Here is a 14335-nt window from a genome sequence, read left to right as displayed (position 1 = left end):
GGCAAACGTTGAGTGAACAAGAATGACAAACGTGCGGTTTAGCACGTATTTTGTCGAACAACACTTTTATCGGTAGCTTACTGTCGTTAGCTTTAAGCCACGCTCATACCGGAGGACACTATGTCAGCCAAGACTCTCGCGCTAATTGAAGAACACGATGTTAAATGGGTAGACCTGCGTTTCACCGACACTCGCGGTAAAGAACAGCACGTTACCGTGCCTGCTCGCGATGTGAACGAGGAATTCTTTGAGAATGGCCAAATGTTTGATGGCTCTTCTATTGAAGGTTGGAAGGGCATTAACGAATCCGACATGATTCTGAGCCCGGAAGATGGTACTGGCTACCTCGACCCCTTCACCGAAGACGCAACGCTGGTTCTGCGCTGCGACATTATCGAGCCGGCCACTATGCAGGGCTACGATCGTGATCCGCGCTCCATCGCCAAGCGCGCTGAAGCTTATCTAGAGTCTACTGGTCTGGGTGATACCGCGTTTTTCGGCCCTGAGCCTGAGTTCTTCATCTTTGACGAAGTGCATTGGAAGTCTGATATTCAGGGCTCCATGTATAAAATCACTTCTGACGAAGGTGCGTGGGCGACCAATAATCAGGTAGAGGGTGGCAACCTAGGCCACCGTCCGCGCGTTAAAGGCGGCTACTTCCCGGTACCCCCGGTGGATAGCTTCCACGATATCCGTGGTGCGATGTGTAACACCCTGGAAGCGATTGGCCAGACCGTCGAGGTTCACCACCACGAGGTTGCTAACGCGGGTCAGAACGAAATCGGCGTTAAATTCAACACGCTGGTGAAGAAAGCTGACGAAGTTCAGGAAATGAAGTATGTGATTCACAACGTGGCGCATGCTTACGGTAAAACGGCGACCTTCATGCCGAAGCCGCTGGTAGGCGATAACGGTTCGGGCATGCACGTACACCAGTCGTTCTGGAAAGATGGCCAAAACCAGTTTGCCGGTGACGAGTACGCTGGCCTGTCTGAAATGGCGCTTTTCTACATCGGCGGTATCATCAAGCACGCCCGTGCTCTGAACGCCTTTACTAACGCTTCTACCAACTCGTACAAGCGTCTGGTGCCAGGTTTTGAAGCGCCGGTTATGCTGGCTTACAGCGCCCGTAATCGCTCAGCTTCGATCCGTATTCCTTACACGGCAAGCCCGAAAGGCAAGCGCGTTGAAACTCGCTTCCCTGATCCGACCGCCAACCCTTACCTGGCATTCTCTGCCATGTTGATGGCCGGTATCGACGGTATCAAGAACAAGATCCACCCTGGCGATGCCATGGACAAAAACCTGTACGACCTGCCGCCAGAAGAAGGCAAGTCTGTACCGACTGTGGCGCACAGCCTGGATCAAGCACTGGAAGCCCTCGACGCTGACCGTGCGTTCTTGACCGAAGGTGGCGTATTCACCGACGAAATGATCGATGCCTACATCGAACTCAAGATGGAAGAAGTGGAGCGTATTCGCATGACCACGCACCCGATTGAGTTTGATATGTACTATAGCTGTTAAGTACGGCTGTTAAGTACAGCTGCTAAACAGCGCTATTAACGGCTAGCTGCTACCATCACTCTTGCGGTGGCAGAGGTTGTTAAAAACAGTACTCAAACCCCGCTTCGGCGGGGTTTTTTGTTTACTGGGACTGGGCAGCGTTGCAAGGGGTGCTATGAGTAAGATCAATTCATTAGCGGTGAGTAGCCTGCTGGCTGCTGTCTTGGGCGTAGCGATCGCTGGCAGTGCCGCTACGGCGTTCGGGCAAACGGTTTACCGGGTGACCGATGAGCATGGCAACGTTACCTTCACCGATAACCCTGGCCGCGGTGGCAAGGCCTTGGAGTTGGCGCCGTTGCCAAGCCTGCCGCCAGCGTTAAGCGCCGCGCTCGCCAATCCCAGTGCCGCAACAGCTGCTGATGCACGACCACGGGGCAAACCGGGGCAGCCCTTTATGCCCTATGACCAATTCTCGATCGCTCTGCCCCAGCAAGGCGCACGGGTGGAAGAGGGAATGACCGCGGTGGAAGTGGCCATTGCGCCACCGTTGCGCGACGACCACCTGGTGCGCCTGTTAGTGGATGGCAGCATCAGCCAGACAGCGCTGCAAAGCGACGTATTTTGGCTAACGGGGCTAGCCCCAGGGCGGCACGAGCTTCAAGCAGAGCTACTGGATAGCAGTCAGCGTTTGCAGCACCGCACGGCAGTGGTGACGATTACGGTTCCTTAAAAGCGGTTTATGAAAAACACTAGAGCCTGGATTCATTAACCTACCTTGCAAAACTTCCCTTTTAAAAACCTTGCGCACTAAAATGGTGCATTAAAGGGTGCATATGACACAGTGAGTGCGCTAAAACAATTCGCTTTCTCCCGCTGCGATGCCCGCAAGCCGTGCAAATGGGCATAGATGCATAGTTGGCGCGCTTTTTGCAGTTCCCTCATTGATCATCCACCTGTAGGTCTGTAACGGCGATGGAAGACGTGATTTTTCAGGACACCACTATGCATCAGCGTTTGCTTGAACATCTCACCACGGCGGTATTGCTGCTAGACGGTGAGCTGCGTGTGCGCTGGATGAACCCTGCTGCTGAAGCCTTGTTAGCGGTCAGCCTTAGCCGTGTTCACGGGATCAGCCTGGATACGTTACTCGGCGGCGATGAAAGCATTGATGATGTCTTAGCCAAGGCGCGGGATGCGTTTCACCCTTATACCCAACGTGAAGCGCGCATTACCCCGCTTAATAGTGAATCGCTCACGGTTGACTACACGGTGACGCCGTTATCCGAAGATGAGTTGCTGCTAGAGGTAGAACCGCGGGATCGGTTGATGCAGATCTCCCGTGAAGAGGCGCTAACCACCCGCCAGGAGACCATCAAGGTGCTGGCCCGCGGGCTTGCCCACGAAGTCAAAAATCCCCTTGGTGGCATCCGCGGGGCGGCACAGCTATTAGAGCGGGATCTAGACGACCCAGCGCTGCGGGAATACACCCATATCATTGTGGAAGAGGTGGATCGGCTGCGCGATCTGGTCGACTCCATGCTCGGCCCTAACCGTATTCTTAAGCACGAGCCGGTCAATATTCACAAAGTGCTTGAGCGGGTACGGGCGCTGCTGATTGCCGAGCACCCTTGCGTGATGATCAGCCGCGATTACGATCCCAGCCTGCCCGACCTCTCCGGCGATGAGTCGCAAATGATTCAGGCGGTACTCAATGTGGCTCGCAACGCAGTGCAGGCCATGAGCGATGCGCAAACGCCGGAACCTTCCTTAATACTGCGCACCCGCGCCCGTCGCCAGTTCACCCTCGGCGCTGAACGCCATCGGCTGGTCAGTGAGGTCGCGGTCATCGATAACGGCCCCGGCATTCCCGTTGCGCTGCAAGAAACACTGTTTTACCCCATGGTGTCGGGGCGCGCGGAAGGCAGCGGTCTTGGGCTCTCTATCGCCCAGTCGATTTTGCACCAGCATCAAGGCTTGATCGAATGCGACTCGCGCCCTGGACACACCGAATTTCGTTTACTGATTCCCATGGTTGTTAATTTCACCGGAGAAGCGTCATGACTGAGGCTGCACGTAATGATGTTGCGCGGGTGGTCATTGTCGATGATGACCGCGCTATCCGCTGGGTACTGGAACGCGCGTTGGCGCAACCCGACCTTGACGTTGAGTGTATTGAGCGTGCCGACGTTGCCCTGCCGCGCTTGCTGGAAAACCCACCCGATGTGTTGGTGACCGATATCCGCATGCCGGGTATTGATGGGCTGGATTTGATGTCCCGGGTACGCGAAGCGCATCCCGACCTGCCGGTGATCGTGATGACGGCGCACTCCGACCTGGACAGCGCTGTGGCGTCTTACCAGGGCGGAGCCTTTGAGTACCTGCCCAAGCCGTTTGACGTTGACGAGGCCCTGGCACTGGTGCGCCGCGCCGTGGCCCACGCCCGTGAACGCCAGCGCCCGGTCACCGTGCCGGAAGGCTTGAACGCCGAAATTATCGGTGAAGCGCCCGCCATGCAGGAAGTGTTTCGCGCTATTGGACGCCTTTCCCACTCTCATATCACGGTGTTGATTAACGGCGAGTCGGGTACCGGTAAAGAGCGGGTTGCCCAGGCGCTTCACCAGCATAGCCCGCGGGAGGGTAAGCCATTTATTGCGCTTAATATGGCGGCCATTCCCCGCGATTTGATTGAGTCTGAACTGTTTGGTCACGAGAAAGGCGCCTTCACCGGGGCGGCCCAGCAGCGCCAGGGGCGCTTTGAACAGGCCAACGGCGGCACGCTGTTTTTAGATGAAATAGGCGATATGCCCTCTGAAACCCAAACGCGCTTACTGCGTGTATTGGCCGATGGCGAATTCTATCGCGTTGGTGGGCATACACCGGTCAAAGTGGACGTGCGTATTATCGCCGCTACCCACCAAAATCTAGAAGTGCTGGTGGACGATGGTCGCTTCCGGGAGGATTTGTTTCACCGCTTGAACGTAATCCGTATCCACCTGCCCAAGCTTGCCGAGCGGCGGGAAGATATTCCTCGCTTAACCCGGCACTTTTTAGCCGAGGCGGCGAAAGAACTGACCACCGACATCAAGGTGCTGACCAGCGAAGCTGAGGCTCATCTGACACGCTTGCCGTGGCCCGGTAACGTGCGTCAGTTAGAGAATATCTGCCGCTGGCTGACCGTGATGGCGTCGGGGCGTGAAATTCTGGTTGAAGATCTACCGCCGGAACTGCGTTCAACCAGCGCTTCCGAAAGTAGTGCCCACGGTGATTGGCGCACGGCGTTTCGCGACTGGGCGGATCATGCCCTGGCCGAAGGCCATACCCACCTGCTAGAAGAAGCGGTGCCTGATTTTGAGCGGATTCTGATTGAGACGGCGTTAAAACACACCGGTGGACGCAAAGGTGAAGCCGCCGAGCTGCTAGGCTGGGGGCGCAATACGCTCACGCGTAAACTGAAAACGTTGCTACCGGCACTCGCTGACGAGTAAACGTTAGAAGTCAGACAGGCTCCTAGTCGTCAGCGAGTATATATACCGCATCGGCTAGGGTGGGGTCGGGCAAGGAGCAGTCGCTCATTTGCCAGGGCAGCAGGCTAACGGTGTCGCTAACGCCCAAGGCGTTTAGCTGATAGGCAACGCCTTCGTTGTAGGTCACATGGCCTAGCCCCATTAAGCCCACCGCCAGGGCGCCGCTCTCTGTGGCTTCGGCCAAGCGCTGGGCCATGGCGATATCCCAGGTGAGCTGGGCTTGAATAAAACGCTCAAGCGATTCAGGGTCATCACCCATGGCGTGCTGATTAAACACTTCGGTGAGCCGTGAGCGATAACTGGCGCTGGCGGGCTGTGGCGGCGTGATCGCATAGCGCTCATCAGCGGGCACGCGCTCCCAGCCATCATTGACCAGCCGCTCGCGCAGGTCGGGGGCGATATTAAGCGCGACCAACGGAATTTTTGCCATCCGGGCAAACTCTAAAATCGGCATATAAAGCGTTGAATCAAACCCCCACGCTTCGTCCCACTGAGTTTGCTCAAGCATAGCATCGGTATCTAATTCGCTGGCGAACCAGGCATCAAGGGCCGGCTGAGCGCTGCGCGGTAGCATCTCCAGGCCAATCACCAAATCATCGCGAAGGGCATGCAACCCCGCTAGGGTATGCAACTGCCAGCGGTGGTGGGCTATTTCATCGTGCTGTTCACCGAGCAATACCACTTGTTGCTGGGCCACAGTCGGCAGCAGATCACTACTGGCAAGTGGCTGCTCTTCCTGCCACCACTGCCCTGGGATTGGGCAGGCCGCCAAAGTGACGCTGGGCAGCAGGTTAACCAGCGCTAAAGCCGCTAGTGAGCCATAGCGTTGTCCACGGTCAATAAGGTTACTGTGTCGCTTCAATGCGCCTGATCTCGGCAAGTAACGCTTCTGCTTCTTCGGTAAGCGTGGCATTGGCGCGCATATCGCCATTGCGTGAAGCCTCCATGGCGGCTTGCAGTTTGCGCTCATACTCTTGCTGAAGTTTCTTTTTGGGGTCGCGCTTAAACATACCTAACATAAGCAATTTCCTCTCTATAGGCACTCTGGTGTACATTATTTGTATAGGTTTTTGGCGCTCGTGTCGAATGTTTGTTTTAGCTAGGCTTGCTAAGCGTATTGTTCAGGCGCGCTGCACTGATGTAAAAAGCGCTCAAAATCCCACAAAATAGTCTCCAGGCTGGCATGCAAGCGATGATCGTCGTCTACCATCCGCAGCGATAGACGCTGCAGGCGAGCACGTTCGATGACCGGTTCAGGGGCGACGACATCATCCCGCCAGCCGTGAATGATATGCGTGTGCCGGGCCTGAATAGTCGGTGACGTTTCTGGGTAGTCGGCTAAGCCCAGCGCGGGTGCTAGCAGAAAGCAGCCCAGCACCGGCTTTTGAGCACTCACCGCCGCGCTTAGCCAGCCCCCCAAACTTGAGCCTGCCATCACACACCGGGCAGGGTCGTCACCGCGCTCGGCTAATACACTTAGCAGATGTTGCAGACGCAGCTTAGGCTCTGCTATGTCTCGATAGTCCATGACCACCGGCTCACAGTCATCCAGCTTTTCCGCAACGCCTTTCAGCGCCTGGGTTTTTAGTGCTCCTGGCCCGCTCTCAAGGCCGTGGGATAAATAAACAGTCATCATAACGTTTAACTCGCTGCGCGCTGGATAGCTTCGCCACCCTGTTGAAGGTCTTCACCCGCACCACGAATGGTATTACAGCCACTCACGAGCAGCAGTGTCACCATCACTACGATACTAAGGACGATAGTATGTTTCATAGAGGCCTCCTTGAAGGCATGCGATTAAAAGGCAGTTAATAGCTAGAAAATAACCGCTGTCGTGATGAATCGCTACGGTTTTCAATGTGTTTAGACACAAGGGGCTTAACAGTGTGCCCCAAACCCGTGTGGTTATGTCGCATGTGTCACTTCTATACATGGTAAGCAGGGCTGTAAGAGATTTTCTTATCAATTGTTATTTTTTTAAGTTGTTGTTTTTGAATGAAATTTATATTTTTTGGCACAAGTTGGCTCATTGCCTGCAAGTACTGTTCAGGTGCTAGCCAGTTAGCGAAAAATTCAGTTACTCAACGCTAGCCATTTTGAGACTTTTCACCAGTAACTGAGTGAGTGGGCTAACAGTTAAAAGGAAGGCAGGAAGCCGAAAAACGAACAGGATGTTAAAGGACACTTAGCTCATTCACTGGTTGCAGCGCAAGGAGGCGCTGCTCATCAAACAAGGGACTGGAATGATGCAAAATGACCATCTCGTTAAAATGAGGTGGTTTTTTTGCGTGCGTAATTTACTATAAGCAATTGATTTACATTTTCTTTTGGGGTGCCTCTGGTTGTGCCGCACTTTCACGGATCGCTACCGCACAGATTAATGCGTTGTTTTGGTCTATCCTACGATGAAATCAAAAGGCAGCGGTTAGAAAACGTCAACGTAACGACCGCGCACCATCAGGGACAAGATTATGGCGATGGCATTGATGTTATGCATGTTTGTTTTGTTCTTAGGGTTTTCAGGACTGGGCGTGTATATGATGTTTAAGACATCATTCATGGCTAGAATTGATGAGTGTGATGATATACCGCCTGACGTCTAACTATTTGCTTTAAAGCAAAAACGCCCGCTTATGCGGGCGTTTTTGCGTCGGCTGATTATAAAGTGACAATTTATAAAGTGACAATGACTCGCTTCACCCCATCCAATAGAGACTGGCCAAGGCAAAGGCGTAGCCCATCGCGGCCCCTGCCAGTACATCGCTTATATAGTGCAGCCCTAACCCTACCCGCGAGATCGCTATCAGTAGCGTTAATGGCAACACCACCGGCAGCAGCCAGGGCGTGTGGGCGGCGACTAAGACGCTAAACATCACTGCGTGCATGGTGTGGCCGCTGGGGAAACTGTAACGGTCGCGGGCCGGTTCACAGCACTCAATGCCTTCACCGTCCATGCCCTCTCCGTAAGTAATAAAGGGCCGTTCACGGCATAAGCGGGTTTTTACTAGCCGATAAACCGCCACGGCAAACAGGGCGATGACGCTGTACTGCAAGACACGCCAAGTACCATTGGGCTGCAGCCAGGGCTGGGCGAGAATCAGTAGCACCCAAACAGGCCAATCGCCTAAGCGGCTGGCGGCCTGAAGCGTGATTCGCCAGGGGCGGTAGATCGATAGCCGCGATATACGCTGGCAGAACTGCCACTCCAGCAGGTCAAGACGGTCGAATACGACAAGCGGACGCGGGCGCATGATGAGCCTCCTGGGCTTGGTGTAAGTAACTCAAAAACTGCTCGGCGATCCCCGTCCAGCTCTGCTCAAGTGCCCGTAAACGTGCTACTCGACCTAAGCGAGCGTAGTCAGCAGGGTGTTGGCACAGCTCCACCGCTGCCTGTTGGAAAGCGGCACTATTTCCAGCGGGTACGGTGACACCGTTATGACCGCTGCTAATCAGTTCAGCGCTGGCCGCGTGATCATAGGCGACCACTGCTAAGCCGCTGGCCATGGCTTCCGCCACCACATTCCCCCAGGTTTCTGAAAGCGAGGGAAAAATAAATAGGTCGGCGCTGGCATAGTGGCGAGCGAGCGATTCCTGTCCCACGAAACCGGTGAAATGGGCATCGGGCAGCACCTTTTCCAACTGTGCCCGTGCGGGTCCATCGCCGACGATTACCTGAGCGATATCGGGCCGCACCTCGCGCATGGCTTGAAAGCTTTCATGTAGCAAGGTGAGATTTTTTTCCGCGGCTAACCGGCCAACGTAAAGGGCCACCGGTTGATGCTCGCTAACTCCCCAATGCTGGCGCAATTCAGCATCGCGATGGTGGGGTGAGAAGCGTTCGCCATCTAGCCCGCGTGACAGGACATCGACACCACGAATCCCCTGGCGCTGAAGCGCTTTTGCTTGCTGGTGGGTAGGCACCAACGTTAGGGCACAGCCGTTATGAAAGTAGCGCAGGTAGCGCCGAGTAGAAGACGCCAGCCACGTGACGCCGTAATCTTCACAGTAGTGGTCAAAGTTGGTGTGCCAGCCAGCTACCAGAGGGATATTGAGTTGCCGCGCCGCTTGGCGTGCCGCCCAGCCGAGAGGGCCTTGGGTTGCTAAGTAGATAACGTCGGGACGATGTTGGCGCCAAAAGCGGCGTAGCGTAGCGGGCCTAACCAGCCCTACCTGCACATCTGAGTAGCCAGGTAAGGCAAGGCGCTGCACCTGTAGCTCGCGGTTAATACCGGTAGCATTACCCGCGACCCGTGGACGCGGGCGAATCACATCAACCGGTACTCCTTGCCGGTTAAGTTCATAGCTTAACCGGCTAAGCGTATGGGCAACGCCATTGATGTCCGGTGACCATGTTTCACTAACGATGCAGAGCCGCATGAGCGATTCATCCCTTTATCACGTTTTCATACAGTGTGGGCGGGAAGAGTGACACTGCCGCGTCAAACAGGTGAATAAGTGATGACATGCTTAGATAGGCGAAGTGCTACAGCAACAATGGTCTTTATCCTGTCGGTTCGATTTACTGCTAAGGTATCTGAACACTGTTATGAATGGAGTCATGCAAATGCGTTTTCATCATTATGGCATGGCGCTAGGGACAGCGTTATTCGTCACCGTTCCTCCCGCCTTTGCTGATAACTTTACCTTGACGCTGTTTCACACCAATGATCTACACGGACGTACCGATCAGTATCCCTATTTAATCACCACGCTGAATGAAGCGCGGGAGACCTATGGCGAAGGATTATTGCTAGAAGCTGGTGATATCTTTTCGGGCACACTCTATTTCACTGAGTTTCAGGGCCAGGACGCGCTGGAATTTATGAATTTAATGGGTTACGACGCCTTTGTACCGGGCAACCATGAGTTCGATTTGCGTGACCCGCAGCAGGGCCACCAGGCGCTAGCGACGTTTTTCGCAGGCGCCGAGTTTCCCATTTTAGGTGCCAATCTGGACTTTTCAGAGGGCCCAGAGTTTGCTGGCATGCTGGGAGAGTCAGTCAGCGCTGACCCTCAGGCGGGGACGCTTTATGACGGCATTATTGTTGAGCATAACGGTGAGCCAATCGGCATCTTTGGGTTAAGCACACAGGACAGCGAGACGATATCCAGCCCTGGCCACGTCACCATTAGCGATTATCGCCAGGCGGCTGAAGCCATGGTGGCAAGCTTTGAAGAGCAGGGCGTTAACAAAATTATTGCCCTTACCCATCTGGGCTATGACAGCGACCCTAGCGTAGGCAATGACCTGCTGCTGGCTGAACACGTCGAAGGCATCGACATTATTATTGGCGGCCACAGCCATAGCCAGGTTTCGCCGCCTAGGCTGCTTAGTGAGAGCCGCGCGGGTGAGGCGCTCCCATCACCGACGGTGATTGGCCAGGCTGGCGAGTATGGCCAGCACCTTGGCGTGATACAGGTCACCTTCGACGAGGACGGCGTCGTGGTTGATGCAAGCGGTGAATTGCTCGCTACCGACGATCGCGAAGCGGACGCTGATGCCGCAAAGCGGCTTGAACCCTACACCGCTGAGATCGAAACACTGCGGGATACCTTGATCGGCGCAAAGGTGATCTCCGCGTTAGCTAACCCGCGCCACGGAAGCGGCGATGAAAAGAGCGTGCGAGCCAATGAAACTGCACTGGGTAATTTAATCGCCGATGCCCAACTGCATGCTGCGCAGCAGGTGGCGCCTGAGACGGTCATGGCGATACAAAATAGCGGCGGTATCCGCGAACCGATTGAGCGGGGCGATGTGTCCGTAGGCGATTTAATCGCCGTACAGCCGTTTGGCAATCGCCTAACGCTGCTCGACGTCACCGGCGCAGAACTGCTGGAAACCTTTGAAATTGCCTTGGCCAATGCGCCCGATGAGAACGGCGGTTTTCTGCAGGTGTCAGCAGGCGTGGCGTTGACCTATGACAGCAGCGAGCCACCAGGTGAACGGGTGATCAGCCTCAACATTGCCCGGGAAGGCGCGATGCAGGCGGTTGATCCAGAGCGCACTTATACCATCGCCACCAATAACTTTACTGCCGCTGGTGGCGACAGCCATACGGTACTCGGAGAAGCTTACGCTGATGGCCGTAACACCATTGTCGCCAGTTCTATTATCGAGAGTACGGATTGGGAAATGCTGCGCGACTATATGCTGGAACGCAAAGAAGTGTTCTACCAAGTTGAAGGGCGGATCACTGATGTAGCTCAATAGGCTGTAGTTCTAGAGGCTACAGTTCTAGAGGATGTAGTTGAAGAGGATGTGGCCCAGGACGATTCGGAGTAGTTTTTCTGGGCCACTAATTAATGCTTACTCGTTGATGATGCTTGCAAAGCCTCCATAAATGAGACGCTTACCATCAAATGGCATTGGGTTAGCGTCCATCTGCAGGCGAGCATCCTGCATGACTTTGGGCATGGATTCATCGCGCACGGCGCGGGATGGCCACTCTATCCAGGAAAAAATAACCGTCTCGTCATCCTTACGCTTAACCGCCATGGGGAAGGAGGTGACTTCCCCATCGGGCACATCGTCGCCCCAGCACTCCATCACGCGGAGCGCCCCATACTCCTTGAACACAACGGCCGCGGCACGGGCATGTTCAATAAATTCAGCTTTATTAGCGTTGGGCACGGCAGCGACGAAACCATCGACATAGGGGTAGGCGTTATTATTCATGATTATTCTCCTATTTCTGTTTGGGGTGCTGCTTTAGGTGGCAGTTCTCGAACAGGGCGAACTTCAATGCTGCCCAGCCGGGCCGGTGGGATGCGGCTAGCTAGCTGCAGCGCCTCATTCAAGTCGTGGGCTTCAAGCAGATAAAAGCCCGCCAGTTGCTCTTTTGTTTCTGCGAAAGGGCCGTCCGAGATTAACGTTTCACCATCGCGCACGCGCACGGTGGTCGCCGTCTCTGTCGGTTGTAACGGCTGCCCGGCCAGGTAGTGGCCGCTGGCGCTCAGGCGCTCTACCCCAGCAATGCACTCCTGGTTGAGGTCTTGCCACGCCTGTTCGCTCATGGCGTTGATAATCTGTTCCTGGTAATACACCAGCGCTACGTACTTCATGGGGCGTCTCCTTCAGTGGCTAAGGGGCAGTTGTCTGACGCAACGTTAACCATCCAGTGAACACCAAAACGGTCGGTTGCCATGCCGAACCCTGGTGACCAGAAGGTCTCTTCAAACGGCATTGAGATATTTCCACCCTCTGCCAGTTGGGCAAAGGTGCGTGAGGCTTGCTCGATATCCTGATACTCCAACTGAACCTCTACCCCTTGCGGTGGTGTATAGCAGTCAGCCGCCATATCGGCGCCCATTAAGCGTCGACCCCGTAGGTTCAAAGAGGCGTGGATGATGCGGTTATGGAGTTCCGCCGGGGAGTGTTCAGCGGCCGGTGTCTCAGCATAGGTCAACAGACACTCCAACTGCCCGCCGGTAACATCAGCATAGAACTGCATGGCTTCCCGGCAGGTGCCGGGAAAGGCAACGTGCACGTTCATTGAATCGGGTAAGCGGGCATCTTCTTGGGGGAATTTCATTGAGAGTCTCCTGGATGGTCAGGGTAGTGACTCTCTTTAGTCGTTTGACGTCGTCTTGAATCGACACAGCCTAAGCATTTTTTTATGGGGAGTGTTCTAGCTCAGCCAGTCTTCTGTGCAAAAAGCGTTTTTCTGGATCCAGGGTGGCCAATTGCAGCGCCTGTTGATAGGCATCGCGCGCGGCCTCATGCTGGCCCTGGCGCCGCAGTAAATCCGCTTTAGCGGCATAAAATAGATGGTAGCGGGATAGTTGTGGGTGATGGGCGATGTCGTCGAGTAACTTCAGGCCGATATCGGGCGCACCATTCATGGCAATGGCGACCGCACGGTTTAGCGCCAGGATCGGCGATGGAAAACGTCGGCAGAGAGCATCGTAGAGCCTGACGATACGCCCCCAATCGGTCTGCTCAGCTCGGCTAGCCTGGGCGTGTACGGCGGCAATCGACGCCTGAAGGGTGTAGTACCCGGTAGGGGTGAGCGCCAGCGCTTTTTCCAACCATGCTATACCAGCGTGGATATCTTCCTGGCGCCATAGGCGTCTGTCCTGGGCATCCAGGGTGACCAGCTCACCGTCGCTATCCTGGCGTGCTTCCCGACGGGCATCATTAAGCAGCATCAAGGCCATTAGCCCAAATACTTCCCCCTGGGGCAGTAGCCGTGCCAGCTCATTTCCCAATCGCATAGCCTCTTGGGTTAGGTTGATATCGACCACGCTGGCGCCCGTGCTGCGTGAGTAACCTTCATTGAAAACCAGATAGATGACTTGGAGCACATCGGGTAGGCGCTCGGGCAGCTCTTCCTGGGGTGGCACCGCATAAGGGATATGCGCATCGCGAATTTTGCGTTTGGCGCGCACGATCCGCTGTGCCAGCGTGGTAGGTTTCAACAGCAGGGCGCTGGCTACCTGCTCCGTGGTCAAGCCGCACATCTCGCGAAGCGTCAGGGCTATCCGCGCTTCCATACTCAAGCTTGGGTGGCAGCAGGTGAACAGCAGCCGTAAAGCGTCGTCTTCGATAGTGGTGGGTTCAAGATCCAGCGCCTCTGCTGTAGGTGGCAGCTCTGTGGGTAACAGTAAGTGAGCTCGACGGCGTGCAGTACTGCGCCGACGAATCTGGTCGATTCCGCAGTGGTAGCCGGTGCGAATGAGCCATGCCGTGGGGTTGTCAGGCCTGCCGTTAACCGGCCACTGCTGGACAGCCGCCACAAAGGCATCCTGCATGGCTTCTTCGGCAAGCTCAAAATCGCCCAGCAGCCGGATCAACGTCGCCTGCACGCGCCGGGAGTGATCGCGATACAGGCCATCCACGTATAAAGGTTCAGTACTCATCGATCCGTACGCTACTTGGATAACAGGCTAGGTGAGCAGCAGGCACGCGTGCTGCTCGTTATCTCAAACGTAGCGCATGGTGGCTCCGTTGACTTGTTTTTTATTGTCATGCTTTTTGGGAGTTGGCTTTCAATCCCCTGTGCGCTGTCCCGTGGCACTGTTGAACGGGTGCAGCGCATCGCGGGGCACGTAGAAGCGCAGGGTTTCGCCTTCGGCGACCGGGGGTTGCCCCGAGACGCGGATCACCGTGGGCTGGTCGCTACCGGCGAGGTTCACGTATAGGTGGCTTTCGGCCCCGGCGGCTTCAAACAGCGCAAGCGTAGAGTCGACAGTTAAGTGGGGCGCTGTGGGCGGCGTTAAGTGCATATCATCCGGGCGAATGCCGACGGTATCGGTGCCTTCGGGCAGGTTATCCAGCAGGCCGTTGGCGCCGGGTGTTTTCAGGT

At 55.4% G+C, this 14335-nt stretch carries 16 protein-coding genes; 5 read left to right on the top strand and 11 right to left on the bottom strand.

Annotated elements, in window-relative coordinates:
* The first annotated feature begins 120 nt into the window (after positions 1–120).
* From glnA to ntrC, 4 genes are all read left to right on the top strand, one after another.
* On the top strand, positions 121–1527 hold the full coding sequence (glnA, locus tag KUC_RS04555; protein WP_007111930.1) for a glutamate--ammonia ligase: 1407 nt from the start codon (positions 121–123) through the stop codon (positions 1525–1527).
* A gap of 154 nt (positions 1528–1681) precedes the next feature.
* On the top strand, positions 1682–2236 hold the full coding sequence (locus KUC_RS04550; RefSeq protein WP_007111929.1) for a DUF4124 domain-containing protein: 555 nt from the start codon (positions 1682–1684) through the stop codon (positions 2234–2236).
* A gap of 272 nt (positions 2237–2508) precedes the next feature.
* Positions 2509–3567, top strand: a complete 1059-nt coding sequence (glnL, locus tag KUC_RS04545) for a nitrogen regulation protein NR(II) (RefSeq protein ID WP_040480268.1) — start codon at positions 2509–2511, stop codon at positions 3565–3567.
* Positions 3564–4991, top strand: coding sequence for a nitrogen regulation protein NR(I) (gene ntrC / locus KUC_RS04540; RefSeq protein WP_007111927.1), 1428 nt, complete (start codon positions 3564–3566; stop codon positions 4989–4991). Before glnL ends, ntrC begins: the two co-directional genes overlap by 4 nt.
* A gap of 22 nt (positions 4992–5013) precedes the next feature.
* Here the strand turns inward: ntrC and KUC_RS04535 are convergent, their stop codons facing one another.
* The 6 genes from KUC_RS04535 to KUC_RS04515 all read right to left on the bottom strand — a co-directional run bounded on the left by KUC_RS04535 (position 5014) and on the right by KUC_RS04515 (position 9407).
* Positions 5014–5892: a ChaN family lipoprotein gene (locus tag KUC_RS04535; protein WP_007111926.1), complete on the bottom strand. Its 879-nt coding sequence runs from the start codon at positions 5890–5892 to the stop codon at positions 5014–5016.
* Positions 5876–6049 carry a DUF6435 family protein gene (locus KUC_RS19560; protein ID WP_007111925.1) on the bottom strand — a complete coding sequence of 58 codons (174 nt, stop codon included), beginning with the start codon at positions 6047–6049 and terminating at the stop codon, positions 5876–5878. The genes KUC_RS04535 and KUC_RS19560 overlap by 17 nt, the downstream gene beginning before the upstream one ends.
* 89 nt (positions 6050–6138) lie before the next feature.
* Entirely contained in the window at positions 6139–6666 is a 528-nt protein-coding gene (locus tag KUC_RS04530; protein WP_007111924.1) for a YqiA/YcfP family alpha/beta fold hydrolase, read from the bottom strand.
* A 5-nt stretch (positions 6667–6671) separates the two neighbouring features.
* Positions 6672–6803, bottom strand: a complete 132-nt coding sequence (locus KUC_RS04525) for an entericidin A/B family lipoprotein (RefSeq protein WP_040479510.1) — start codon at positions 6801–6803, stop codon at positions 6672–6674.
* A 923-nt stretch (positions 6804–7726) separates the two neighbouring features.
* A complete protein-coding gene (locus KUC_RS04520) occupies positions 7727–8281 on the bottom strand; it encodes a phosphatase PAP2 family protein (protein WP_007111922.1) in 555 nt (184 codons plus the stop codon).
* Positions 8244–9407, bottom strand: a complete 1164-nt coding sequence (locus KUC_RS04515) for a glycosyltransferase family 4 protein (RefSeq protein ID WP_007111921.1) — start codon at positions 9405–9407, stop codon at positions 8244–8246. The genes KUC_RS04520 and KUC_RS04515 overlap by 38 nt, the downstream gene beginning before the upstream one ends.
* Positions 9408–9594: 187 nt before the next feature.
* On the opposite strand from KUC_RS04515, the gene KUC_RS04510 reads away from it, so the two are divergent.
* Positions 9595–11241, top strand: a complete 1647-nt coding sequence (locus KUC_RS04510; RefSeq protein WP_141243445.1) for a bifunctional metallophosphatase/5'-nucleotidase — start codon at positions 9595–9597, stop codon at positions 11239–11241.
* Between the two features lie 96 nt (positions 11242–11337).
* Here the strand turns inward: KUC_RS04510 and KUC_RS04505 are convergent, their stop codons facing one another.
* The 5 genes from KUC_RS04505 to KUC_RS19935 form a co-directional block, all read right to left on the bottom strand.
* The gene (locus KUC_RS04505) at positions 11338–11706 is read right to left on the bottom strand and encodes a DUF1428 domain-containing protein (protein ID WP_007111919.1); all 369 of its coding nucleotides are present in this window, start codon (positions 11704–11706) and stop codon (positions 11338–11340) included.
* A 2-nt stretch (positions 11707–11708) separates the two neighbouring features.
* Positions 11709–12092, bottom strand: coding sequence for a YciI family protein (locus KUC_RS04500; RefSeq protein ID WP_007111918.1), 384 nt, complete (start codon positions 12090–12092; stop codon positions 11709–11711).
* Positions 12089–12562 (bottom strand): VOC family protein, encoded by a 474-nt coding sequence (locus KUC_RS04495; protein WP_007111917.1) that lies wholly within the window; start codon positions 12560–12562, stop codon positions 12089–12091. The genes KUC_RS04500 and KUC_RS04495 overlap by 4 nt, the downstream gene beginning before the upstream one ends.
* A gap of 82 nt (positions 12563–12644) precedes the next feature.
* Positions 12645–13889: an RNA polymerase sigma factor gene (locus KUC_RS04490; protein ID WP_040479508.1), complete on the bottom strand. Its 1245-nt coding sequence runs from the start codon at positions 13887–13889 to the stop codon at positions 12645–12647.
* A 129-nt stretch (positions 13890–14018) separates the two neighbouring features.
* Positions 14019–14335 (bottom strand): TOBE domain-containing protein (locus KUC_RS19935; RefSeq protein WP_244264738.1); only part of this gene is annotated, 317 nt, incomplete at its 5' end.

Origin of the sequence: Vreelandella boliviensis LC1 (assembly GCF_000236035.1) — a bacterium.
GTDB classification, from domain to species: Bacteria; Pseudomonadota; Gammaproteobacteria; order Pseudomonadales; family Halomonadaceae; genus Vreelandella; species Vreelandella boliviensis.
The sequence above is the reverse complement of the archived record's forward strand: the minus strand, read 5'-3'. Positions and strand labels throughout refer to the sequence as shown.